Origin of the sequence: Peterkaempfera podocarpi (genome assembly GCF_042466665.1) — a bacterium.
Taxonomy (GTDB): domain Bacteria; phylum Actinomycetota; class Actinomycetes; order Streptomycetales; family Streptomycetaceae; genus Peterkaempfera; species Peterkaempfera podocarpi.
This window is the reverse complement of sequence record NZ_CP162102.1, coordinates 8,075,896-8,099,053: the sequence shown is the minus strand read 5'-3', so window position 1 is coordinate 8,099,053 and position 23,158 is coordinate 8,075,896. Positions and strand designations below refer to the sequence as shown.

Sequence of the window (23,158 nt, the reverse complement as noted above, 5' to 3'; positions counted from 1 at the left end):
CCTTGTCGAAGAGGAGGGACGACGATCGGTGACGCGGTGCCCGGTCAGCCACCGGTGACAATCTCCAGCAGCGCATACTCATGCCCGGGGTCGGTACCCTCACCAACCGGGGTCCAGGTGTCCTCCGGAACGTCGACCGTGCTCTGCGCACCGTCATAGGTCATCGTGACCGTGCTGGCGTCATCACCGCCCTTGACGACATAGACCGAGGGAACCTCCAGACTGAGATACCCCGGCCCACCGGTCGTCCGGAAACAGATCCTCTCCGGCGCGGAACGGGACCAGACCTCCAGCAGCCCCGCCTCACTGTCACACTCGGCCAGCAGAATGCGGCCATTACCGCGTTTGAGTACGATGCCCTGCTCCGCAAGGATTTCATCCGCATGCGGATATGCGTAGTTCTCGACCGCATACGCCGGAGCCCCCTGCGCCACAGACGCAACGGACGGCCGGTCAGCCGAGTGGTGCACCGTCCCGAACACGGCCGCCAGCGCGGCCGCGCCGCCAGCAATACCCGTGATCAGCGCACGAGTCATCAGTCTCATGGATGTCCTGTTCTTCGCCTCGCCGGCAAGCAAACCGCTCACCAGCCCTCAAACACGGGAAATTCGCACACGACTCCCGCACGCGGCAACCACGAGCAGCACAGAACCCGCCAGACATCCCGCACCGAACCGCAATGCTCCCTGCACCCACCACCGGCATAAGCACCCATGCGCATACGCACCCGGCTCACCTCTGCAAATCCACCGAGCGCATGGACCATCCCGCCTCGACAACCCAGCACAAGCAGGCCAATCCATCGCAACATCAATTGCGGCCTGATATCGGGACATAGAAGGCTCGCCTCCTGACGGATCGTCACGAGTGATCACGCTGAGACGTCGACAACCTCAACATAATGACCTCGGCGCCCACAACCTTGGCTCGATCTTGACGAACTCCGGTCAACAGCCCGTCAATTCCATTGTGCTGAGCGATTTGGGTCTGCGAACATCCTCTGCCGCCGGCAATCCCCGGCCCGCCGGACAACGGGCTTCCTCATGAGGGTCGTCCAGCGACAGGTACCTGCAAGGTCCACCGGAGCCTGGCGCCGACCCACGCGGACCCGGAGGCTGCCGAGCGGCCGCGCCCCTTCTGCCGATCGGGGCCGCTGCCCCGGAGTTTCTCCAGCCCTGGCCATCCGCCTCACCGAGCCATCACGCCAGGCCACCGAGCCGGACCCGCGCATCGACGCGGCCTTCCGCCGTCATCCGCCCGGTGGTGTCATCCCCGGCCCGCCCGGCCTCGGCCCGGAACTGGGCTCCAGCCCGCAGGACCAGGTGAATGGGCCACCGCCCAAGGCCTGCAGTGGCAGGCGGCCCGGGCCGGGGGTAGCGCTCCGGCCCGGGCCTTGCGAAACGGGCCGCCGGCCCGCTCGCTCAGTAGCGGTCGAGAATCAGCTGGGTCTTGAGGATGTCGCCGTGGTACAGCCAGCCGTGCGCGTCGGCGACCGAGATGGCGTCGGCGTGGAGCTCGGAGGCGTCGCCGAAGTCGTCGGTCTTGAACGACAGTTCCACGATGTACTCGGTGCCGGTCCCACTGGCGGCCTTCACGGGGAGCACCTCAATGCCGGCGTCGTCGGACGCCTCCCACGCACCCGACCAGACCTGAGACGCCACCGGGCCGTGGACGCTGGAGGCAGCAAGGGTGTCCGAACCCCAGTTGCTGCCGAGCCAGTCGTCGAGCTTGCCGGGGATCTCATTGACCAGCCAGTTCCGGCCGGTGCTGCTGGACGGCATCGAGGCACCGGAGTAGCCGCTGCCGCTGTGGCTCTTCTCGTTGCTGAAGCTCAGGGTCTGCTTGCTGTAGCCCCAGTCCACCTCGGCGTCGTAGTTGGTGTCGCTGCTGTCGAAGCCCTCCGCGTTCGCCTCGTCCAGGGCGGCTTCGATGTCGCCGTTGGTCACCGGGAAACGCTTCTTGTAGGACTCCTCGAAGTCCGAGCCCGACTTGTGCCGTAGCCGGACGTCCCAGCCCTGGGCGTTCAGGTCCAGCGCGGCGGTGTCGTAGTACTCGTAGGCACGCGCCTTGGCGGAGCCTGTGATCCCGAAGGCCGCTTTGACAGCCGAAGTGGGGGCGTGCGAAGCGTCCAGCGCAGCCGTCGTCAGATCGATCTTCACCTCATAGGTCGGCACGGCGTTGGCGTCGGCGAACGCCGGCGTCGCGGGGGCGAGGACGGCGAGGGAGGCGGTGAGCGACACGGTGGCGAGGCCGATCACGGATGCGGTGAGCGAGCGGCGGCGCGGAAGGGGAGTGGTCATGCCAGAAACGTCCCGCCGGCAGGTGAGCGGCATATGGTCGCCGGGCGTGGTCCGCATGAAGCGGAGACGTCGGAGAGGCCGATCCGTCCTCCGCCGGGTGGCAATCGCAGGTGCGGCATCCGCCGAGGCCGCCCGGTAGGGGCTCCCGTTCGACCAACCCCCTCAAGATCGGGACGACCAGCTGACGGCCACCGCGCCGTGATGTAGCGTCCATGCTCATGTCGATCTCATCCCTGCTTCTGGACCAACTGCGCCGGGCGGGGCTGGGCGATGTGGTGTCGGTGACCCCGGCCGAGGGGGGAATGGCTGCCGTCGCGGGTATCGCGACGCGCCGCCAGGGCCCGTCCGTCTTCGTGAAGGCCTTTCGCGAGACGCCTTCTGACGGTCTGTTCGCTGCGGAGGCCGAGGGGCTTCGTGTGCTCAGCGAGCTGGGCGGGGCCACCACCCCGGAGGTGGTGCTCGCGGGCCGGGATGTGCTGGTGCTGTCCGTTCTGCAGCCGCGTCCGACCCAGGAGGACTTCTGGGAGCAGCTTGCCCACACCCTCGCCCGGCTGCACACCACCACCGTGCACGACCGCTTCGGCTGGTCCCGCGACAACTGGCTGGGGAGTTACCGGCAGGACAACACCTGGGACACCGACGGTCATGCCTTCTTCGCCCGGAGCCGCCTGCTGCGCTGGCTGCCGGAGCCCCGGGTGCGGGCGGCGCTGGACGAACGGGACCGGCGAGCGCTGGAGCGACTGTGCGAGCGGCTCCCCGAGCTGCTGCCTTCCCGGCCGGCCTGCCTGACCCACGGCGACCTGTGGGCACACAACATCCTTGCCACCCGGGACGGGCAACCCGCTCTGATCGACCCGGCGGTCTCCTATATGTGGGCCGACGTGGACCTGGCCCATCTGTGGAGTTCGCCGCACCCGCCCGAAGCGGCTCGGTTCTTCGCGCGGTACGCGGAACTGACCGGCCTCGACGACGACTGGCCCGCCAGGATGCCGATCATCCAGTTGCGGCAGCACCTCGCCGTCATCGCCCAGTTCGAGCACGACTGGGGTGCGGCAGACCAGGTCCGTGCCACGCTCAAACCGTTCCGTTCGTAGTCACCAGATCCGGCCCTCCGGCCCTCTGGCACGGAGGCCGGGTCGGGGACGGACAGGCAGGGGCATCTCGCCGTCGACAGCGGGAGATCGCCGTCCACCGGTCCCGCCTCCCGTGGCGGGCTGTGCCGCAACGGCGTACAGCAGCTCCCGGAGTCCCGGTACGGCTTCGCGGTCCGTGCGCCAGACCAGGCGCAGGTGCAGGTGCAGCGAGGACGAGTCGAGAGGGAGCCGGATCAGCGAGCCCAGGGCGAGTTCGTCCCGTACGGCGAACTCGGGCAGCAACGCCATCCCCAGGCCGCGTTCCGCGCAGGCGCGGGTGACCGCCACGCCACCGGTGCGTACCCGTTCGACGTCCTGGCCGAGCAGGTGCTCTCCCGCCAGCCAGAAGGAGCAGGCGGGGGTGTTCACCAGCAGGCGCTGACCACGCAGATCGCCCCGGGCAAGTGACCTCTGGGCACTGAGCGGATGGGTGGGCGCCGCGACCAGGGCGAGTGGGACGTCCTCCAGGTCGAGATGGTCCAGTGGGACCGGTGGCAGGTTGAAGCCCAGCTCGCCGAGCGGGCCCGCGGTGTCCAGGATCAGTGCCGCCTCCAGTTCCCCGGTGGCGACCCCGCTGAGGAGGCCGTCGCGGGCGGCGTCGGTGCGCAGCGAGACCTCCAGGTCGGGACGGCGTTCGGCGAGGCGGGCCAGCACGGCGGGCGCATGGGTGGCCGCGATGGTCTCCAGCGCGCCGAGCCGCAGCTGCGGGCGGGTCGCAACCACCTCGTGCCGCGCCTGCGCGGCCTGGTCGAGCAGGCGCCGTGCCCAGGGCAGCAGTCGCTCCCCGGCAGGGGTGAGGGTCATTCCGCGGGGCGCGCGGTCGAACAGGGCGACGCCCAGCGACTTCTCCAGGGTACGGATCTGGTCCGACACCGAGGACGGGGCGAGGCTGAGAGCCACAGCGGCATCCGTGACGGTGCGATGGGTCACGACCGCCTCAAAGGTGCGCAACTGACGCAACTCCACGCGATGCTCCAGATCTCGGCTCTCCCCTTCGCAGCCCAGGATACGGCGCGTTCGGATTATCCGAATGCTGCGTCAGGCGGAGGCGGTGGAGCAGTCCGCGACCGGGACACAGGGTGAGTGGCGAACCCCCGACCACCTGGAGACACTCTGATGCCCCCTGCCGCCCTCGCCCCCGTGCCGCCGGTCGCGGTCCGACCGCCGGGGCGCACCCGCGCCCTCCTCGGCATCGCCCTGGGTTACTTCATGGTGCTGCTCGACACCACCGTGCTCGCGGTGGCCGAACCGGATCTCGCCCGGTCGCTGGGCAGTTCGACGGCCGGCCTCCAGTGGACCGTCACCGGCTACAGCGTCGCCTTCGGCGCTCTGCTCCTGTCGGCCGGCGCGGCTGCCGACCGCTTCGGCGCGCACCGTGCCTTCCGCTTCGGCATCGCCGCCTTCGGCGTGGGCTCGCTGCTGAGCGCACTCGCCCCGAACCTGTGGACGCTGGTGCTGCTGCGCGCCGTGCTGGGCGTCGCTGCGGCGGCCTGTGTGCCCGCGAGCATGGCGATGATCACCCGTCTCTACCCGGACCCCGCCGAGCGGGCCGGAGCTGTCGCCGTGTGGTCTGCGGTCAGCGGCTGCGCCATGGCCTTCGGACCGATCGTCGGCGGAGTGCTGGTCGACCTGGCCGGCTGGCGGGCCGTGTTCCTGGTCAATGTGCCCATCGCCGCGGTGGTGCTGGCGCTCAGCGCCGGGACCGTGGTGCACTGCGAGCGAGGGGCACGGGTCATCGACTGGTGGGCACAGCTTGCCGCCTGTACGACGCTGGCGCTGCTCACCGATGTGCTGATCGCACTGGGCTCCGGCGCCCGGGTGCATGCGGGGTGGTCGGGGGCCGCGACACTGGCGGCCGGGAGCGCCTTCGTGCTGCGCGAGCGGCGCAGCCCCGCCCCGGTGCTGCAGGCGGCGGTGCTGCAGGCCCGCGGGATGCGATCCATCCTCCTGGCCGGGGCCGCGGTGAACTTCACCATGCTGGGCGTGCTCTTCGTGCTGCCCCTGCTGCTGCAGCAGACGCTGCACCTGTCGCCGACGCTGGCCGGCGCGGCATTCCTTCCGATGACTTTGCCGCCTGGATTCAATCCCCTGCTGACCGGGCGGATCGTCGCCAGGGTCGGGCCATGGAAGCCGACCACGGGTGGCCTGGCGCTACTGACGGTGGGCACCTTGACCTTCGCAGCCGCGGTCTGGGACGGGACCTCGTACCCGCTGCTGGCGGTGGGGCTGCTCCTCTCCGGCTTCGGTGTGTCCTTCGCGCTGCCCGCGCTGGTCACCGCAGTCATCAGTACCGCCCCGCAGGGCAGTGCGGGTGCGGCGGGCGGCCTGCTGAACGCGGTCCGGCAGGTCGGGGCGACGTTCGGCGTCGCCGTCATGGGCGCCTTCGTCAGCGTCGGTGCCGGGGGCAGTGACCATGGGACGGCTCTGGCCTTGCTGCTGCCGGCGGGAGGCTGCGCACTGGCCGGTCTGTTGATCGTCCGCCAGCAGAGAGGACAGCAGGCTCACAGGTAGGGCCGCAGTCACCGCCATGCCCCCCGCCCGCCACCGGCCTCGCCGACGGACGCGAAGCCGGGGACCGCCCGAAGCGTACAGTGGCCGTCGTGGAGCTTGGTGTCCCGAAGGTTCCGGGACTCGTCGCGGTGCGACGCCGCCTGGGCGCAGAGTTGTTCACCCGGGTGGCCGGACCCGACGGGCCGGCCAACCGTGCCCGCATCCACGGCTCTCCCGGACCTCGGTGGTTCGATCCCGATCGGCCGATCCGCACGGTGCACGGTGATGCCTCCATGTTCGTGGGCGGTCTGCGGGCGCTGTTGCTGCAGTCCCTGCATCCCGTGGCGATGGCCGCGGTCGCCGGCCACTCCGGGTACCGGGGCGACCCCTGGGGGCGGCTGCAGCGCACCAGCACGTTCCTTGCGGTGACGACCTTCGGAACCGCCGTTGACGCGCAGAGCGCGGTCGACGATGTGCGGGCGGCGCATGAGCGTGTACGCGGCACCGCTCCGAGCGGGGAGCAGTACGCCGCATCCGATCCCCACCTGCTGGGTTGGGTGCACGCCGCCGAGGTCGACAGCTTTCTGCGGGCCCACCGGCGTTACGGCGCCGCGCCACTGGACGACGCCGGCTACGACGGCTATGTCTCCGACGCCGCCCACGTGGCCCGAGCCCTCGGCGTCCCCGATCCGCCCGTCGACCAGGCCGGGCTGGCCGAGCCGCTGGATGCCTACCGCGGCGAGTTGCGGGCCACCGCGCAGGCCCGGGACGCCGCGAGGTTCATACTCCTGAGGCCGCCCCTGCCCTGGGCCGCCCGGCCGCCGTATGCCGTGCTCGCCGCCAGCGCGGTGGCCCTGCTCCCCCTGTGGGCCAGGTTGCCCCTACGGCTGCCCTACCTGCCGATCGTCGAGGAGGTCGGCGTGCAGGCCGCAGGCTACGCCCTCACCGGAATGATCCGCTGGGCGATGTCGCCCCCGGCCGGCCCGCACCCCGCAGCGGGCGTTTAGCCCGTGCTTCGACCTCGGCGACATCGCTGGATCAGCTCGCTGCTGTGACGCGGGCGAGGCCTCCCGCCACGGGACTGTCCCGGACGGCGAGGTCATCGAAGCAGGCCGCCCGCCGTCGGCCGATGCACCGGCGTCGGGCGGGCGGCTTGCGACCGGTCAGGTGGTCCAGATCTGGAACTCGGAGAGCTGCCCGGCGGGCCAGCCGGTGTTGGCGGTGATGATCACGCGGAAGTAGCGCTGGGTGGTGGCGGGGAAGGTGAGGGTGACGGTGTTGTTGGCCGCCGGGTCGAAGGTGCAGGCCGCGGAGGACTTGACGGTGGTGAAGGTCGCCCCGTCGGTGCTGCCCAGCACCGACAGGGTCTGGGTCCGCGCGCCCCAGCCTGCGGGCAGTTGCAGCACGATCCTGGACGCGCTGCGCGCCGTACCCAGGTCGACCTGGACCCACTGCGGGAGTGCGTTGTTGGCGCTCTCCCAGTAGGTGGACTGGGAGCCGTCCGTGGTGTTCGACGAGGGATAGACATCGGTGTGGCTCGACTCGCTCGTCGGCCGGCCCGCGGCCAGGTTGACGCTCGAGCCGGCCGTTCCGGTGCCGGAGAGCGGGATGGCCGTCGGGCTGTTGGCCGCGTTGCCGGTGACGGTGACCGCACCCGTGCGGGTGCCGGCGGCGGTCGGGCTGAAGGTGACGCTGATCGTGCAGGAGGCTCCGGCAGCGAGGGACGAGCCGCAGGTGTTGGTCTGGGCGAAGTCACCGGTGGCGGTGACCGAGGCGATCGAGGCCGCGCCGGCGCCGGAGTTGGTGACGGTCACCGACTGCGCGGCGCTGGTGGTGTTCAGCGTCTGGCTGCCGAAGGTGAGCGAGGCCGGGGCTGCCGAGAGGCTGGCCGGCTGGGAGCCGCCCGCCGCTGCGAAGGTGAGGGAGTTGGCGTTCCAGCCGCCGTTGTCCTGGTTGAGGGTCAGCACCTGGCGCCCTGCGGGCAGGGCGACCTGGGTGGTGACGGTGGCCCAGTTCTGCCAGCCGCCGCTGGCGGGTACGTCGACTGCGCCGGTGAGGTTGGTCCCGGCGGCGTTCGACAGGTGCAACGCGTCGGCCACCGCCGAGGGGGCCGCCAGCCGCAGGCCGACCGTGTATGTTCCGGCCGTGGCGACGTCGACGGTGTAGCGGAACCACTGCCCGCTGCCGGTCCAGCCGAGGTCGTAGCCGCCGCCGGTGTCCGAGGTGGTCTCCAGGTCGACACCGTCGGCGCGGTAACCGTTGGCGTTGCCGTTGACGCTGGTGACGTTGTAGGCCACGCCCTGCCCACCGGTGTCGTAGTTCTCCGCCTGGACGGTGCCCGGGACCGCCGCGGCGGTGCCGCCGTAGGGGCCTTCGGGCGCGGGGGACTCCCAGCCGTTGCCGCTCAGTGTGGCGGTGAACCCGCTGGAGTTGTTGACGAAGGCTGTGGCTCCGGGGTGCAGGCCGGTGACGGTGTTGCCGGTGATGGCGGCGGAGCCGGTCGGGGCGGGGTAGAACGGCGGCGCAATCGCGATGCCGTTGCGGCCGGGGTCGGTGACGGTGTTGTCCTGCAGGGTGGTGTTGGTCGACGTGGAGAAGCCGATCCCGTCGTAGAGCGAGTCCACGACCGTGTTGCCGGTCGCGGTGACATGGTCGACGATGCCGGAGTTCTGCCCGTCGCCGCCGTTGCCGATGTGCAGGGCGGGCTGCCCCTGGCTGTAGGCGTTGCCGCCGGAGCGGACGACGGTGTTGCCGGAGACCGTCGCGGACAGCAGGTCGCTGCCGTTGACACCGAACCGGCCGGCGCCGAGGCCGATGTAGCGGGCGGTGTCGCTGATGTAGTTGCCGGTGACGTGGTGGCCGCTGCCGCCGTAGATCCCGATGCCCTTGCCGCCCCACGGCGCTATCGAGGTGTTGTTGCTGACGGTGATGTTCGTCATGGGGTTGTAGAGGGTCTGGGAGCCGTCACCGTTGGTGTTGTAGTGGACCGAGTTGATGGCGATGGCGTCGTCCCCGGTGCCGCGGACGAAGTTGTTGGTGACGGTCAGGTTGTTGCCGGTGTCGGCGCCGAGCGAGACGTTGTTGACGTTGATGCCGTCCGCCCAGATCGCCGTCAGCCTGCTGTTGCGTACGGTGCCGCCGGTGCCCGACGCCCAGAAGCCGGACATGGTGTGCTGGGTCCAGATGCCGTCGGCGACCCAGTCGGTGCCGGTGGTGTCCATCGCGCCGCCGTCACCGCCGATGGTGCTGCGGCTGACCGCGTTGGCGTCGATGTGGAAGTTCTCCACGGTGCAGGAGGTCACGTCGAACAGCGCCGCCAGCGGCGTGCTGTTGGGGACCGGGACGTCGCGGTAGATCGTGCTGTACCACATGCCCGCGCCCGCGATGGTGATCCCCTGCGCGGTCAGGCCGGTGGTGCCCTTCACATAGAAGGTGCCCTGCGGGATCCAGAGGATCTTGCCCTGCGACTGGGCCTGGCTGATGCAGTTCTGGATCGCGGCCCGGCTGTCCACCGCCTGGCTGTCGGCCGCGCCGTTGGTCGGGTTGTTGTCCGCGACCGCGCCGCAGCTGGTGATCGAGATGGAGTTCGCCGGCTGGGCGAGGGGCGCCGGCGGGTTCTCCACATCGACGGAGTCCACGTCGTAGAAGGACGCACTGTTGGCGGCGTCCTTTCGGAGCGAGAAGGTGGCCCCGGCCGGGATCGGCGCACCGGTGACGAAGGTGTGCGACTCGTCCCAGAACACCCTGGGGTTGCCGTCGGCCGGGTTCTGGTTGTCGCTGGTGTTGTAGTTGTTGTTGCCCTCGTACACCCAGGTCTGCCGGGAGTTGAGGTTCAGGGCCTGCCGGAAGACGCCGTCGACGTACAGGTCCAGCGTCGCGGTCGTACCGCCTCCGGAGGAGGAGTCGGGGATGCTGGCGCGGACGTTGAGGAAGCTGATCGGCGCCCCGGTGGTGTTTGTCCACTGCACGGAGCTGCCGCCGCCGCCGAGGTGCGCATACGCGTGGCCGGATGCTTCGAGAGCGGCGCTGGAGTACTGCGTGGCCGGCGGCGACGTCAGCGAGCTGACGGTGGCGCCGCCGCCCGTCGTGCCGGCCTCGCCCTCGTAGATCCTGAACGGTGTCGTCGCACCTGCCAGCTGCGAGGCCCGCCGCCTCGGGCACCGCCGCGTGGGGGGACGCGGCGGCCGCCGGTACGACCGACAGGCACACCGCGCCCACCGCCGCGAGGGCGATCGCCGCCCACCTGCGCCCGGCGGGGCGTATGCCGCCCGGAGGCCTGGAGATCGCCCGCATCTGACACTCCTTCAGAAACGTGGGAAACCGGCGCCCCGACCGTACAGACCCCCCCTGGAGACCGCAAGGTATTGAGCAAATGAGGCAAATTTTCTGCACTATGATGGAAAGACCTGATTGCTCGACCTGGATGCCGCCACCAGCGTGCACATCCGACGCATCCGCCGGCCGTGGGCGGCAACGACACCGGTCCAGCTCCTGCCCCAGCGCGGCACGCATGGGAGCGCAGGCCGGCCAGGAGCCTCGCATGAGCGCCGCCGGGATCGTCATCCGGTGGTGGCAGAAGAGCCGCCCCCCGAACCGACCGCTTCGGACCCCTGAGGGCCACTCCCGGTCAGAGCGTTCGCGCGGCCTGCAGGAGTTCTTCGGAGAGCGGGTTGCCCCGGGTGGCGCGGGCGAGGGCGAGGGCACCGACCAAGGTGCAGAACTGAGCGAGGCCGTCGTCGTCTCCGGTGGCCAGCCGGGCGGCACGGTTCCGCACTCCCTTGGCATAGGCCTGGCGGGCGCGGGGGGCCTGGTCGGGCTCCCGCCCGAGGTCAGCGGCGAATCCCGAGACCGGGCAGCCGTCTGCCGCGTGATCGCGGTGCCAGATCGAGAGATAGTCGTCGATCATCGCCTGGCGGTCGGTCTCGTGGTCCTCACCCTCCTCCGGCGTGGGCGCCTCAGCCGCCGAGTACGGGGCCGGATTGTCGAAGGCGTGGGCGATGGCCTCGTCGACGAGGTCTTCCTTCGAGGCGAACTGCTTGTAGAACCCGCCATGCGTGAGCCCCGCGGCCTTCATCAGGTCGGCGACGCTCACTGCGGTGCCCTTCTCGCGGAACATCCGGGAGGCGGTGGCGACAACACGCTGCCGGTTCTCCTGCGCCTGCGCCTGGGACACGCGCCCCATGGGATCAGCTCCTTAGATGGATGTCGTTTGACATCTATCATATCGCCTGTTTAGATTACATACGACTTCTAATAGACCGGACCGCCACTCGCCGGGCCGCGCAGGACCTGGCGCCGCCTCCACCGTCCGAGGCCCGCGCGCTCCGCTCCGCACTCGCATCATCACTCACAGCACTGGAGAACTCCTGTGTCATCACCCCCCAACCCCACCGAGTCCTCGACGCCCGCCGCGTCCACGCCCCCCGTGCCGCCGGGCCGGGGGCGAAGGGTTCCCGAGGCGATCCACCGCCGACGCTGGGCGATATTGACCGTGCTGCTGTTCAGCCTCCTGGTGGTGATGCTGGACAACTCGATCCTCAATGTGGCGATGAAGACCATCGCCCAGCCCGCTCCCACCGGGCTCGGTTCCACCCAGAGCCAGCTGGAGTGGGCGGTGAACTCCTACACCCTGGTCTTCGCCGGACTGCTGTTCACCGCGGGCCTGCTCGGTGACCGCCTCGGCCGCAAGAAAGTGCTGCTCGTCGGCATGACGGTGTTCGGCGTGGGCTCCGTGCTCTCCGCGATGTCGGACTCCTCCGGGCAGCTCATCGCCTTCCGCGCCGTGATGGGCTTCGGCGGCGCCTTCATCCTGCCCGCCACCCTCGCGATCATCATGAACGTCTTCGAGCGCGAGGAGCAGCCCAAGGCCATCGGCATCTGGACCGGCGTGGTCGGTTTCGCCATCGCTCTCGGCCCCATCACCGGCGGCATCCTGCTGGAGCACTTCTGGTGGGGCTCGGTCTTCCTGGTCAATGTGCCGATCGTGGTCGTGGCGATGGCCGCGATGGCCGTAATCGTCCCCGACTCCAAGGACCCCAGGCCCGGCAGGCTCGACCCGCTCGGCGTGCTGCTGTCGATCATCGGTCTGGCGCTGCTGGTCTACGGCATCATCAAGGGCGGCCAGTACGGCGACTTCACCCGGCCCGAGTCCTGGGCGACGATCCTCGCAGGCCTGGCGGTCCTCACCTGCTTCGTGGCCCACGAGGCCCGCAGCGACCACCCGGCCCTGGACGTCACCTACTTCCGCAACCGGCGGTTCTCCGCGTCCGTCGTCGCCATCGGTCTGGTCTTCTTCGCCCTCATGGGCGTCACGTTCTTCAGCGTCTTCTACAACCAGAGCGTCCGTGGCTACAGCGTCCTGCAGTCCGGTCTGCTCGTGCTGCCGCTGGCCGCCTCGCAGATGTTCTTCGCCCCGCGCGCACGGCTGGTCGTCAACCGCTTCGGTGCCCGTGCCGTGTGCGCCACCGGCCTGGTCCTGACCGCCGGGGCCTTCGCCGGCTTCCTGCTCCTCGGCCGGAACACTCCGATCTGGGTGTTGGAGGTGCTGTTCTTCCTGATGGGCACCGGAATGGCCCATGTGATGCCGCCCGCCACAGTCATGATCATGTCGTCGTTGCCGCGGGAGAAGGCCGGCTCCGGATCCGCGATCAACAACACCTTCAGGCAGGTCGGCGGGGCCATCGGCGTCGCCGTGCTGGGATCCTTGCTGTCCACCAGCTACCGCAACGGCATCAGCGGCCACCTGGGCATGCTGCCGCCCTCCGACCGGCCCGCCGCGGGTGAATCCGTCCAGGCGACCCTGGCCGTCGCCGAGAAGCTGGGACCGGCCGGCAGAGCGCTGGTAGGGCCCGCGAACGACGCCTTCATCCACGCCATGCACATCGCCGCCATGGGATCCGCGGCCGTCGCTCTGCTCGGCGCCGTCGTAGTGCTGGTCTTCCTGCCACGCAAGGCCCCCGCCCCGGCTGCCGGCGCCGACAGCTCCCAGCGCCAGGCCCTGGAAGTCCAGCGGTGATCACCCGTCAGCCCGCGACACACCGCGGGCGACCGCCCGACCCATGCCATCCCACGCGACCACCCGGGGCGACGGTCGACACGCCCTTCGAAGAACGCACTCGCGGCGGCGAAGCCCCTGCCGCGTCGCCGACAGGCCCGATCACACCTCCACTCCGACACCCGTCCCCTACGAAGGAGATCCACTGATGGTTACCAGCAACCTTGTTCTCATCCCCGGTGCCGGCGGCGTAGGCCGTACGGTCTTCGAGCAGCTGCGCGCCCAGGATGTGCCGGTGCGTTTCATGGTGCGCCGCGAGGACGAGCGCGCGGCCGACCTGCGGGCGCGCGGCGCGGAGGTGGTCGTCGGTGACCTGACCCGGCCCGAGACGGTGGCGGCCGCGCTGCAGGGCGTGACACGCATGTACTTCGGGATGGCCGTGTCGCCCCACCACCTGCTGGCGGCCTCCGTGGTGGCCTCCGTGGCAAGGGAGTACGGACAGCTGGAAGCCCTGGTCGACCTGTCGCAGATGACCGTGTCGCAGATGTCCGCGACCAGCACCGAGGAGTCCCACCAGCAGCGGCTGCACTGGCTGACGGAGCAGGTGCTGGACTGGTCCGGCCTGCCCGTGGTGCACATCCGGCCGACGGTGTTCCTGGACACTCCGCTGTTCACGGATCTGGCAGCGCGGTCGATCAAGGAAAACGGCACGATCGCCCTGCCGTTCAGCACCGGACGCACCTCGCCTGTCGCCGTGGACGATGTCGCCCGGGTCCTCGCCACAGTCCTCCGCGACCCGGCTCCGCACATCGGGCAGGTCTACGAGCTGACCGGGCCGCGCTCGGTCGACATGACAGAACTGGCCACGGAATTCTCCCGGGCCCTGGGCCGAGAGGTCTCCTACGTGGACCTGCCCCCGCAGAGGTGGGAGGAGCAGCTCCCCAAGCTGGGCCTGCCGCCGCATGTCGTCCAGCACATCATCACCATGGCCAGGTTGCACCGCGACAACCGCTATGACCGCGTGACCGACGGCGTGGAGCGCGTGACGGGCGTCGCTCCTCAGTCGATCGAGGCGTTCGTGGCCGCCCGCAAGGACTTCTATCTGGGCTGAACCGCCCCGAACAGTCGCCACCCGGCAAGGCCACCGGACGGTCATGCCCGCCCACCGCCGCAGGCATGGCCGTCCCACCCTTCCCACGCCCTGCCGGAAGCCGTGCGCGGCTGCCGGCCCACCGCGGCGCCGGGGTAGCGGCGGCACAACCAAGGGGTGGCGGTCAGAAGACCAGGCGGCCCCGATGACACGGTGAGACGCAGTCACCGATCGTCAGAGGGTGAGCAGTTCCTCGTAGAAGCCGCCGAACCCCCGCGCACGGTCGATGAGATGGATCTCCAGGATCCAGTGGCAGCGCCGGCCGGCCTTGTCGGTGCGCCGCAGCGGGGAGACATTCGCGGGAGTGATGTACGACTCCATGTGCGCGCCGTCGATCTTCTCGTGCGGGAACTCGCCGACCAGATGTCCGGCGTGCCAGCCGCCCAGCTCCCAGCCCGCCTCCTTCGCCAGCCGCTCGACCTCCGCATACAGCCGTGCGCCGGTGATGTCGGGCGCCCCGTCGAAGAACCGCCTGCCGGCCGCGAACACCTCGGGCAGGTCGCCGCGCAGCCGGTGCTTGACCGGGTCGTCGCCGAGTACGAAGGTCCGGCCGAAGTCAGCCTCGTACTCCTCGAAGATCGGCCCGAAGTCGGCGAAGACGATGTCGTCGGCGCCGATGACCCGGTCCGGCGGGTTCTCCTTGTACGGCAGCAGGGTGTTCCGCCCCGAGCGCACGATCCGTTTGTGCCAGTGCCGGGTCGCGCCGAACAGCTCGTTCGCCAGATCGCGGATCCGGTCGCTGACCGCCTGCTCGCCCTGGCCGGGCGCAACGAGCCGGCTCCTCTCGACCTCCGCGAAGAGCTGCGTGGCCTTGGACTGGGCAATCAGCAGTCGCGCCGCGCGCGTGGATTCGTCATCCGCCATGGCGCCGAACCTAGCGCCATCGAGTCCGGCAACGGGACACCTCACGGCAGTGGGCCGCCACTGGCGCCACTGGCTCCCCTGTTCCTCTCGGACCCGAGACCCCATACGATCGCACGGTGATTCGTGCAGCGGTGTTCGACGTCGGCGAGACCCTTGTCCGAGACGACCGGTACTGGGCAGATTGGGCCGACTGGCTCCAGGTACCCCGCCACACCATGTCCGCACTCGTCGGCGCCGTCGTCGCCCAGGGCCGCGACAACGCCGACGCGGTGGGGCTCGCCCGTCCCGGCTGCGACATCACCGCGGAATGGGCTGCCCGGGAGGCGGCCGGCCGCGGCGAGGTCCTCGATGAGCAGGATCTGTACGACGACGTCCGGACCGCGCTCGCCTTCCTCCAGGACGCGGGAATCTGGGTCGGCATCACAGGCAACCAGTCGCAGAAGGCCGCGGCCATGCTCCGCGCCCTGCACCTGCCCTGCGACGCGCTCGCCACGTCCGGGGAGTGGGGTGTCGCCAAGCCTGCTCCGCAGTTCTTCCACCGCCTGGTCGAGTGGGTCCCCCATCGGCCCGTCGAAATCGTGTATGTCGGCGACCACCCCGCCAACGACCTCGCCCCTGCAGCCGCGGCCGGGTTGCGTACCGCACACCTGCGACGCGGACCCCTCGGCCACCTGTGGGCCGACACCCCTGAGGCCGCAGCCGCCGACTGGCACGCCGACTCCCTCACCGAACTCGCCGCCCTGCTGACGCCCTGAACCATCCGGTCGGCAATATGCCGTCCCCGTACAGGCCGCATCGGACGGACCGTCAGGGGGCGACAACTGTGAGCGCCACACGGGCCGCCGGCCCGACAGCACGCCAACGCCGGCGTGGTACGGTGCGGCGCCGGCAAGCCGAGCAGACCCGTACGCGACTGAGCAGGGGTGGAAGCGCTCATGGCCGAAGACGAAGACGAACTCTTGGCAGCCACGCTGGGCGTCGTGGGGGCGTCGACGGGCGGGAAGGGCGGGCAACGCGGCGCATCCTTCGCCTCCCGGTTCCTCAAGACCGTGGCGTACGAGATGGGGATGACTTTGCCGCTGCCGCTGGAAGCGGCGACGGAGCGAGTCACAGCCACCTTCGCCGCTGTGGGACACGTACTCGATCAGCCGCCGGAGCCGGAAACCGGCCTGCGACGCATCCGAGCTGTCGCCGGCGGCGGCGTCGGCGGGTTGAATCCGGTCGTCATCTCAGCGGTGCTCGGCCCCGACGAGGTGGGCGGAACGTCGCTCACACTTCGGGCAGCGGCCAAGGAAGGCATCATCAAGCAGCGGTCGGCAGAGAAGATGACGAAGAGGATCGCCGATCTCCTGGCCTCGCATCCCGACAGCCGCGGCTGAGAAGCCATTGCCATACCGATCATGGAGTCTGTCGATCGAACAGGAGTCTCGATCGGGTGATCGCGGGCACTGGCCGGCATGAGAGCAGAGCCTGGCGGTCTACGGGGAAAATCCAGGGGAGCGGACGGCCGCGCGCTGCTACGGTCGGGCGCTATGCGCTGGCTCCCCGATGACTTCGTCCATCCCGTCCTGGTGCCGCTGCCGGGCAGTGGTCATCACCTGCGGCCGATCCGGGAGGCGGACACCCCGCTCGACTATCCGGCTGTGATGGGTTCGCGCGAGCGGCTGTGGGCCATCTTCGGCCCAGCCTGGGGCTGGCCCGCGGCCACCATGACCTACGAGGCCGACCAGGCCGACCTGTTGCGGCACGAGAAGGAGATCGCCGCGCACCAGTCTTTCAACTACGCGCTGTTCGACGCGGCGGAGACAGCTCTGCTCGGCTGCGTCTACATCGACCCGCCGGAGAGGGCCGGCGCGGACGGCGAGATCTCCTGGTGGGTGGTGGACGAGCTGGTGGGCAGCAAGGTCGAGCAGGCCCTCGACGAGCTGGTGCCGCAGTGGATCGCCGCCGACTGGCCATTCGAGCAGCCGCGCTTCCTCGGCCGCGAGATCTCCTGGTCGGACTGGCTCGCCCTGCCGGAGCACCCCGACGCGTAAGCAGCTTTTGTCGCTCCGGCCCCTCCTCGGCCCTACCCCCGAAAGCGGGTGCCCTGGAGAAACGGCCCCGCCTCCGGACTTGCGGTCTCCGCGATCAGCTTGGCGCCTCGGAGCTCTCGGATGTATGCGTAGGCCATGAGGCCGAACAGGACCGTGAGGAGCACGGCTGACGATCCTGCCGTGCCGAGGTCGAGGCCGCCCTTGGCAAGAGGCTTGGTGAGGAAGTCACCAGCGGTGGCGCCGAGCGGACGGGTGAGTACGAAGGCGATCCAGAACAACAGCACGTTCGGCACCACGGACACCTTCATCAGCGCGACGAGCACTGCAAGGAGCCCGACCACCAGCAGCGCGCCGCCCGCATATCCAAGACCCGAAGTGTCGGACAGGAAGTCGCCCGTCGATGTGCCGAGGGTGTTGGAGGCGAGGATCGCCAACCAGAACAGAGCCTCGCCCCGAAAGGTGACGATGTCTCGGATCTGGAAGGTCATCCCGCTCATCCTCCATACGAAGAAGATCGCCAGGAGGAGGGAGACCAGGGCCGCGGCGCCGACCGGATACCCGAGGCCGAGACCCTGTGGGCCCCAGCCGAGCGAAGTCGCACCGTTGGAGAGGTAGCCGGCGCCGGCATCCCGGTTCATGAAGTCGGACATCGTGGTGCCGGCCATACTGGTCGACAGGATCACGGTCCAGTAGAAGAACGGGTTGTAACGCGCAGACCGCAGCTGGACGACCAACGTCGCCACAAAGATCAGGAACAGGGCGATCGTGGTGAGGAAGTAGCCGAACCCCAGTGTCTGGGCAAAGAGGTCGCCCGCGGTCTCGCCGAGAGTCGTCGCAGCGATCTTCATGATCCAGAATGCAAGCGTGACCTCGGGCAGTTTTTTCATGACCGATGGCGTCGTACTCAACGGGACTCCCGTGCAGCGGTGCGGATGATCTCGAACCCAGCTCCTCGAAGAGGGCCCGAAAAACATCCTCCACACACCGCGCCGGAAGCCTAGGTGACACGCTCTCCTTCACCGGAAGCGCCCATCAGACCTCGGCGCCACACCGCACGCTCTCCCCCGCCCGAGCCCGCACCCGCTCTCCAACTCCGATCCCCTGTTCGCCCCGACCGCGATCCGGGTGGAGTCGGCGATCCGAGGTGCGGCGGCGGCTACCGGGATCTATCCGCAGTGTTCCGGCCTTCAGGTCGGGGGTGAAGTGGATCTGGACCTTGGAGGTGCGTAGCGCGGACTTTCACTGTGTTGTCGTTGAGGGTTGGTTTTGCTGTTCGATGTACTGCTGCAGGATGCTGATCGGTGCTCCGCCGACGGATCCGCGAGGGGGACGCTCTCCAGGGGCGCGCGGACGGTGGCGCCGGCGTTGCTCACCAGCACGTCGATCTCACCGGCGTCCTTGATGGCCTGGTCGACGCTGTCCTGATCGGTCACATCGAGGCGTAGTCGCTGGTCGACGGGGAGGTCGGCGAGGGTTTCCGGTCGGCGGGCGGTGGCGATGACCGGTCGCCTTGGCACTCAAGGGCGACGGGTGAGAAGACGGGGCGGCGCGCACACCCGGTCGGGGCCGACCGACACGCACGGAAGCGCACCGGCGTGTGCCTTTGGCCAACACGCCGAGCGCTCCCGTAGGAGGTGGGCCGCGCCGCCTCTCGCCTCGTGGCGTGAGCGTCCACGTGCTGTCCGGTCACGTCAGTTCGTCGGGCACCGGGACGCCGAGATGACGCAGGAGAGTACCGACCTTGCGGTCCAGCTCGCGTCCCACCTGGGTGATCTCTGGTCGACCGAGCGCAGCGAACGTGTCGCTGGGGCGGTCGATCGCGAACACCGTCTCCCCTGAAGGAGACTCGTGGATCGTCGTGCGCAGGGGGGCGTAGAGGAGGGTCCCCGCGTCATACCGGTACATGCGCTCGGCGATGGTGTGGTTGCCCATCATGTATTCGGTACAGCGGGCGTGGTCGCCGGCCAGGCCGAACAGGGGCTGCGCCTCGAACTTCCAGTAGATCATGAACCCCAGGGGCCCGTTCTCATCGGCGAGATCGAGCACGGCACTCCACGGCGCCCGCTCGGCGACCAGGCCGAGGGTGCGCTGGCGGTCAAGGGCAGGAACGGCCTGCTCAAAGCGTGCTCGGAACTGCTCGTAGTCCTCTCCGACTGCGATCTCCAGTCGTGCGACGGACCGGGTGGACATGTGTGTCGCGGGGTGCGTCGTGGTGGCGGTGGTGCTGGCAACCATGACCTGCTCCCTTCTGGCTTGTCTTACACAAGCCAGATTAGCCGATGTGCAGACTTGCACAAGCGAATCCAGCATCTTTTCGCCCTCGGTGGGGAGCCCGGTCGGCCTCCCGCCGTCCGCACAGTCCCGCGCCGGAGTGCACTCTCGGCAGGGGAGGCGGATTCCCCGCCGCCGCGGGCAGGCGCGACGGCGGGCGCGAGGCGTACGCCGCCTCGGCGCTTCGGTACGTCGGCGCTTCGGCTGCGGGGAGGTTCGGGCGCCCCACCGGGCACCCTCGGTCGCCGGCGTCGCACGCACCGTGCTCCCAGGTCACCCGCAACGCCGACGACGAACGCGAGCCGCTCGGACGGACACAGACCGATCCGGCCTGCGACGGTCCAGCGCCGCGCGCCGAGGAACCCGAGGAACGTCGGAGGCGGCGCCAGGGGCAAGTCCAGGTGCGCGCGAAGGGGCCCCGCGTCGGATCAGACGGTCACAGCGGCGCCCAGGAGCTGAGCCGCGTCGCCGCGCCAAGGCCGCACCCAGGCGGTCTCGGAACGCGGCACCTGCCTTCGGCAGCTCGGGCAGTGCCGGCCGGGTTCGATCGACTCCCCGCACTCGGTGTGCACCAGGCGCATGGGCTCGGTGGGCGACTCCGACTCGCTGTGGTCAGCGCCCCACACCATCATGGCGTGCAGGACAGGGAGCAGGTCCTCGCCGGCCTGCGTGAGCCGGTACTCGTTGCGGGTGCGCCCCCCGCCCTCGGGACGATACGGGACACGTACGAGGAGCCCCGATTCGACGAGTCGGCTCAGACGGTTGGACAAGATGTTGTCCGCAATATCCAGCTCAGCCTTGAACTCGTCGAACTTCGTCATCCCGCTGGTGGCGTTGCGCATGATCAGCAGCGTCCACCGGTCCCCCAGCGTGTCGACGGCCCGTCCGATCGGGCATGGTCCGGTGGCGGTTCCCCGGCGGGGACCAGACATACGGCACCTCCAAACTTGCCGAATGCAAGTCTACGACTCCCGGGAGCTTCCGCATCGGGCATCGGCCCTGGGGCGCCGTCGGGCACAGGTCGGTTCCGACGAGGTCGTGCGTGGTGACCGGTGGGCAGGCGATGCCGCTCCCGTCTCCCCCAGGGCTTCCGGGTGTCCGGCTCGACCCCGTACCTGTCAGGGCCGCGGGTCCGAGAAGTCCTCGTCCGGTGCGGGCCGCAGCCGTCCCCTCCCGGCGAGCCGGAAGAGGACGACGATCGAGGGAAGGATGAGGAGCCCCGCGACGATCGCCACGCCGACCGTCACCTTCAGCGTGGAGTCCGGCGCCGCCGCTTCGGTGATCTCCAGGTGGGTGCCGAGCAGGTAGGGGTACTGGGCGACGCCCCATCCCAGCACCACCAGCGCGACCGCCGCGGCGGCCAGCTCGCGCACGCCCGTTGTTCGGCCGCCGCACAGGAGGGCCGTGGTCGCGATGCCGCAGATCGCCGCGAGTACGACCAGCGGGAGGGCGCGATGGCTCAGCTGGTGGAACAGGCGGGGGGCGTCGTGCTGGAGGACGAAGATACCTGCGACGCCGACGGCTCCGGTGACCAGCGAGGCCAGCAGGGCCCGGCCGCGGAACCAGCGCTCCAGGGTGGGCGAACGCTGCCGACGGGCGGCGACGTACAGGTAGGCGGCGGCGAGGTAGGCGCAGACCACGACGGCCAGGACGCCGCCCAGTACCGCCGTGGGATTCAGCCAGCTGCTGATGGCGTCGCCGTTCCCACCGGCGGGCACCCGTCCGGAGACGATGCCTCCGGCGATGGAGCCGAAGCAGTAGGGAACCAGTACCGAGGACGCCGCGAACATGACCCCGAACACCCGCTGCTCGGGCGTGCGCAGGGCAGCCTTGCGGAAGGCGAAGCCGGCGCCGCGCAGGACGATGCCCAGGACGGCGATGCCCAGCGGAAGGTACAGCGTCGTGGTGATGGCGGTGAACGCGGTGGGAAAGCCCGACCACAGGAACACCAGGCAGTAGATCAGCCATGTGTGGTTGGCCTCCCACACCGGGCTGAGCGAGGTGTCGATCAGCTGTCTCGGCCGCCGCCCGTGGTCCGCCCCGCCCGCTGTCAGGTCCCAGAAGCCCGCACCCAAGTCGGCTCCGCCCAGCAGGCAGTAGGCCTCGACCCCGATGAAGAGGAAGACGGCGACGAGATTCGCCATCACTCCCCCGCTTCCACAGGCACATCCGCGAGATCCGCGCCGGAACGGGGTCCATAGGGGACGGCCACACTGTCGTCGCCCTCGGACTGCCATCGGCGCTTGATCGAAACGAGCACCGCCACAGCGCCCACCCCCACAGCCGCATAGATGACAAGGACCGCGGCGAACAGGGGCCACAGGTTGCCCTGGGTGGTCACCGCATCCCGGGTCAGGAGGTGGCCGACGACGGTCCACGGCTGGCGGCCCACTTCGGTGGTGATCCATCCGCTCTCCAGGCACGCCACCGCGGCGAGACCGCTGACCGCGCAGCAGCGCAGGAACCAGCGCTGCCGGCTGATCGGCCGACGCCGCCACCACACCCAGACGAACCACAGGACGAGCGCGAGCAGGGCGAAGGACAGTCCGACCATGACGTCGAAGGCGAGGTGGACGGTGCTGACGGCCTGGTCGGAGGGGCGTACCTGCGCCGGGATGGCATTGAGCCCGCTGATCCGGGTGGAGGGCCGGAAACCGGCCAGCAGGGAGGCCATGTCGGGCACAGGGATCCCGTACCGGACCCGGCCGTCGACGAGGATGCCGCCGAGGGTCTCGGGGACGTGGGTGGCGGTGGACGGCAGCAGTTCGATGGCGGCGAACTTGGCGGGTTCGGCCTGGAAGACGTACCGGGCGATGGTGTCACCGACGACGAGCTGGAGCGGCAGCGCCACCGCGGCGGTGAGGAATCCGATGAGGAAGCCGGTGCGGTGGTAGCGGGACGTCCGTCCGCGCAGCATGCCCGCCGCGTAGACGCTCGCCACCACGAAGCCCGCGACGATGTAGGCGGCGAGCAGCATATGGAGCATCTCCCACCAGAAGGCTCCGTTGAAGAAGACCTCGACGGGCCGTACGGCGACGACCCTGCCGTCCCGCAGCGTGAACCCCCCGGGTTGGTTCATCCAGCTGTTGGCGGCGATGACGGCGGCCGCGCCTCCGATGCTGGACAGCGCCACCGGCACGCCCGTCCAGAAGTGCACCCAGGGTGACAGCCGGTCCCAGCCGTAGATGTAGATCGACACGAAGATCGCTTCAAGGAAGAAGAACAGCCCCTCGATCGCGAAGGGAAAACCGAAGGCAGCACCGAACCTGCCCATCAGGCCGGGCCAGAGGATGCCCAGCTCGAAGGAGAGGACGGTACCGGTGATCGCTCCCACGGCGAACAGTACGGCGGCGACCTTGGACCAGCGCCGGGCCAGGAGCAGCGCCTCGGGGTCGTCCCGGCGCAGACCGCGGTGGTTGGCGATCAGCATCAGCGTCGTGAGCGCCACGCCGAAGGGCACCAGGATGATGTGGAACCCCAGGGTGAAGGCCATCTGCTGACGTGCCGGGAGGAGCTGTGGCGGATCGCCGGCCGAGGCCAGGTGCTGCGCGAGCACCTGGAGCGTGTCCGTCACGGCCGGGACCGCCGGTCGGCGCACGGGATCCGCAGTGCACCGGGCGGTCTCCGGCCGGGCTCACTCACACTTGTCACTGCCGTCACCTCGACACCGCCAGGTTGCACCAGGTTGATCGCATCGGTTCGCTGTACCCGTTCTGTGCCCCGCCGCGCCGTCGCGCGGCCGGCCAGTACCCCATCGGGTGACCGCGATGCGCCCACATTCCGCGCCCTGACCGGGACGGACCTCCAATCCGGCCGCCCCTGACGTACGGGAGCCGCGCACTGCTGCGGCAGGGGCCGCACCGCCGGGGACACAGGCGACCGTCGGCGCAGCCTCCCCCCTCACCCCCGGAGGACGTCCC

19 protein-coding genes are annotated in these 23,158 nt (G+C 69.8%); 8 read left to right on the top strand and 11 right to left on the bottom strand.

Going from position 1 to position 23,158, the window contains the following annotated elements:
• Nucleotides 1-44: 44 nt before the first annotated feature.
• Both AB0761_RS35250 and AB0761_RS35245 read right to left on the bottom strand, forming a co-directional pair.
• Nucleotides 45-587, bottom strand: coding sequence for a hypothetical protein (locus AB0761_RS35250; protein WP_377273335.1), 543 nt, complete (start codon nucleotides 585-587; stop codon nucleotides 45-47).
• A gap of 834 nt (nucleotides 588-1,421) precedes the next feature.
• Nucleotides 1,422-2,300, bottom strand: a complete 879-nt coding sequence (locus tag AB0761_RS35245) for a hypothetical protein (protein WP_377273334.1) — start codon at nucleotides 2,298-2,300, stop codon at nucleotides 1,422-1,424.
• Nucleotides 2,301-2,518: 218 nt separating this feature from the next.
• Between AB0761_RS35245 and AB0761_RS35240 the strand changes: the two genes are divergently transcribed.
• Complete coding sequence (locus AB0761_RS35240; RefSeq protein WP_377273333.1) at nucleotides 2,519-3,394, top strand: fructosamine kinase family protein; 876 nt, start codon at nucleotides 2,519-2,521, stop codon at nucleotides 3,392-3,394.
• On the opposite strand, the gene AB0761_RS35235 is transcribed toward AB0761_RS35240, so the two are convergent.
• Nucleotides 3,395-4,399, bottom strand: a complete 1,005-nt coding sequence (locus tag AB0761_RS35235) for a LysR family transcriptional regulator (RefSeq protein WP_377273332.1) — start codon at nucleotides 4,397-4,399, stop codon at nucleotides 3,395-3,397.
• Between the two features lie 150 nt (nucleotides 4,400-4,549).
• On the opposite strand from AB0761_RS35235, the gene AB0761_RS35230 reads away from it, so the two are divergent.
• Nucleotides 4,550-5,944 carry an MFS transporter gene (locus AB0761_RS35230; RefSeq protein ID WP_377273331.1) on the top strand — a complete coding sequence of 465 codons (1,395 nt, stop codon included), beginning with the start codon at nucleotides 4,550-4,552 and terminating at the stop codon, nucleotides 5,942-5,944.
• Nucleotides 5,945-6,033: 89 nt separating this feature from the next.
• The gene (locus tag AB0761_RS35225; RefSeq protein ID WP_377273330.1) at nucleotides 6,034-6,930 is read left to right on the top strand and encodes an oxygenase MpaB family protein; all 897 of its coding nucleotides are present in this window, start codon (nucleotides 6,034-6,036) and stop codon (nucleotides 6,928-6,930) included.
• A 156-nt stretch (nucleotides 6,931-7,086) separates the two neighbouring features.
• Here the strand turns inward: AB0761_RS35225 and AB0761_RS35220 are convergent, their stop codons facing one another.
• The gene (locus tag AB0761_RS35220) at nucleotides 7,087-10,032 is read right to left on the bottom strand and encodes a discoidin domain-containing protein (protein WP_377274488.1); all 2,946 of its coding nucleotides are present in this window, start codon (nucleotides 10,030-10,032) and stop codon (nucleotides 7,087-7,089) included.
• A gap of 518 nt (nucleotides 10,033-10,550) precedes the next feature.
• Nucleotides 10,551-11,105 carry a TetR/AcrR family transcriptional regulator gene (locus tag AB0761_RS35215; RefSeq protein WP_377273329.1) on the bottom strand — a complete coding sequence of 185 codons (555 nt, stop codon included), beginning with the start codon at nucleotides 11,103-11,105 and terminating at the stop codon, nucleotides 10,551-10,553.
• Nucleotides 11,106-11,291: 186 nt separating this feature from the next.
• On the opposite strand from AB0761_RS35215, the gene AB0761_RS35210 reads away from it, so the two are divergent.
• Nucleotides 11,292-12,938, top strand: coding sequence for an MFS transporter (locus AB0761_RS35210; RefSeq protein ID WP_377273328.1), 1,647 nt, complete (start codon nucleotides 11,292-11,294; stop codon nucleotides 12,936-12,938).
• 187 nt (nucleotides 12,939-13,125) lie between these two features.
• On the top strand, nucleotides 13,126-14,028 hold the full coding sequence (locus AB0761_RS35205) for an NmrA family NAD(P)-binding protein (protein WP_377273326.1): 903 nt from the start codon (nucleotides 13,126-13,128) through the stop codon (nucleotides 14,026-14,028).
• A 213-nt stretch (nucleotides 14,029-14,241) separates the two neighbouring features.
• Here AB0761_RS35205 and AB0761_RS35200 read toward each other — a convergent pair whose 3' ends face one another.
• Nucleotides 14,242-14,931: a M24 family metallopeptidase gene (locus AB0761_RS35200; protein ID WP_377273325.1), complete on the bottom strand. Its 690-nt coding sequence runs from the start codon at nucleotides 14,929-14,931 to the stop codon at nucleotides 14,242-14,244.
• A 116-nt stretch (nucleotides 14,932-15,047) separates the two neighbouring features.
• On the opposite strand from AB0761_RS35200, the gene AB0761_RS35195 reads away from it, so the two are divergent.
• The 3 genes from AB0761_RS35195 (at nucleotide 15,048) to AB0761_RS35185 (ending at nucleotide 16,967) form a co-directional block, all read left to right on the top strand.
• Nucleotides 15,048-15,686: an HAD family hydrolase gene (locus AB0761_RS35195; protein ID WP_377273324.1), complete on the top strand. Its 639-nt coding sequence runs from the start codon at nucleotides 15,048-15,050 to the stop codon at nucleotides 15,684-15,686.
• A gap of 180 nt (nucleotides 15,687-15,866) precedes the next feature.
• The gene (locus AB0761_RS35190; protein WP_377273323.1) at nucleotides 15,867-16,310 is read left to right on the top strand and encodes a hypothetical protein; all 444 of its coding nucleotides are present in this window, start codon (nucleotides 15,867-15,869) and stop codon (nucleotides 16,308-16,310) included.
• Between the two features lie 153 nt (nucleotides 16,311-16,463).
• Entirely contained in the window at nucleotides 16,464-16,967 is a 504-nt protein-coding gene (locus AB0761_RS35185; protein WP_377273322.1) for an N-acetyltransferase, read from the top strand.
• A 32-nt stretch (nucleotides 16,968-16,999) separates the two neighbouring features.
• Here AB0761_RS35185 and AB0761_RS35180 read toward each other — a convergent pair whose 3' ends face one another.
• The 5 genes from AB0761_RS35180 to AB0761_RS35160 all read right to left on the bottom strand — a co-directional run bounded on the left by AB0761_RS35180 (nucleotide 17,000) and on the right by AB0761_RS35160 (nucleotide 22,812).
• Nucleotides 17,000-17,854, bottom strand: coding sequence for a hypothetical protein (locus tag AB0761_RS35180; RefSeq protein WP_377273321.1), 855 nt, complete (start codon nucleotides 17,852-17,854; stop codon nucleotides 17,000-17,002).
• 799 nt (nucleotides 17,855-18,653) lie between these two features.
• Nucleotides 18,654-19,202: a hypothetical protein gene (locus AB0761_RS35175; RefSeq protein WP_377273320.1), complete on the bottom strand. Its 549-nt coding sequence runs from the start codon at nucleotides 19,200-19,202 to the stop codon at nucleotides 18,654-18,656.
• 464 nt (nucleotides 19,203-19,666) lie between these two features.
• On the bottom strand, nucleotides 19,667-20,170 hold the full coding sequence (locus AB0761_RS35170) for a winged helix-turn-helix transcriptional regulator (RefSeq protein WP_377273319.1): 504 nt from the start codon (nucleotides 20,168-20,170) through the stop codon (nucleotides 19,667-19,669).
• 186 nt (nucleotides 20,171-20,356) lie between these two features.
• A complete protein-coding gene (locus tag AB0761_RS35165) occupies nucleotides 20,357-21,382 on the bottom strand; it encodes a cytochrome d ubiquinol oxidase subunit II (protein ID WP_377273318.1) in 1,026 nt (341 codons plus the stop codon).
• A complete protein-coding gene (locus tag AB0761_RS35160; protein ID WP_377273317.1) occupies nucleotides 21,382-22,812 on the bottom strand; it encodes a cytochrome ubiquinol oxidase subunit I in 1,431 nt (476 codons plus the stop codon). The genes AB0761_RS35165 and AB0761_RS35160 overlap by 1 nt, the downstream gene beginning before the upstream one ends.
• Nucleotides 22,813-23,158 lie beyond the last annotated feature (346 nt).

Excerpts from the sequence above, each read along its gene's own strand:
- AB0761_RS35245 (WP_377273334.1), bottom strand. The coding sequence starts at position 2,300 with ATGACCACTCCCCTTCCGCGCCGCCGCTCGCTCACCGCATCCGTGATC.
- AB0761_RS35240 (WP_377273333.1), top strand. The coding sequence starts at position 2,519 with ATGTCGATCTCATCCCTGCTTCTGGACCAACTGCGCCGGGCGGGGCTG.
- AB0761_RS35230 (WP_377273331.1), top strand. The coding sequence starts at position 4,550 with ATGCCCCCTGCCGCCCTCGCCCCCGTGCCGCCGGTCGCGGTCCGACCG.
- AB0761_RS35215 (WP_377273329.1), bottom strand. The coding sequence starts at position 11,105 with ATGGGGCGCGTGTCCCAGGCGCAGGCGCAGGAGAACCGGCAGCGTGTT.
- AB0761_RS35205 (WP_377273326.1), top strand. The coding sequence starts at position 13,126 with ATGGTTACCAGCAACCTTGTTCTCATCCCCGGTGCCGGCGGCGTAGGC.
- AB0761_RS35200 (WP_377273325.1), bottom strand. The coding sequence starts at position 14,931 with ATGGCGGATGACGAATCCACGCGCGCGGCGCGACTGCTGATTGCCCAG.
- AB0761_RS35190 (WP_377273323.1), top strand. The coding sequence starts at position 15,867 with ATGGCCGAAGACGAAGACGAACTCTTGGCAGCCACGCTGGGCGTCGTG.
- AB0761_RS35185 (WP_377273322.1), top strand. The coding sequence starts at position 16,464 with ATGCGCTGGCTCCCCGATGACTTCGTCCATCCCGTCCTGGTGCCGCTG.
- AB0761_RS35180 (WP_377273321.1), bottom strand. The coding sequence starts at position 17,854 with ATGAAAAAACTGCCCGAGGTCACGCTTGCATTCTGGATCATGAAGATC.
- AB0761_RS35175 (WP_377273320.1), bottom strand. The coding sequence starts at position 19,202 with ATGGTTGCCAGCACCACCGCCACCACGACGCACCCCGCGACACACATG.
- AB0761_RS35170 (WP_377273319.1), bottom strand. The coding sequence starts at position 20,170 with ATGTCTGGTCCCCGCCGGGGAACCGCCACCGGACCATGCCCGATCGGA.
- AB0761_RS35165 (WP_377273318.1), bottom strand. The coding sequence starts at position 21,382 with ATGGCGAATCTCGTCGCCGTCTTCCTCTTCATCGGGGTCGAGGCCTAC.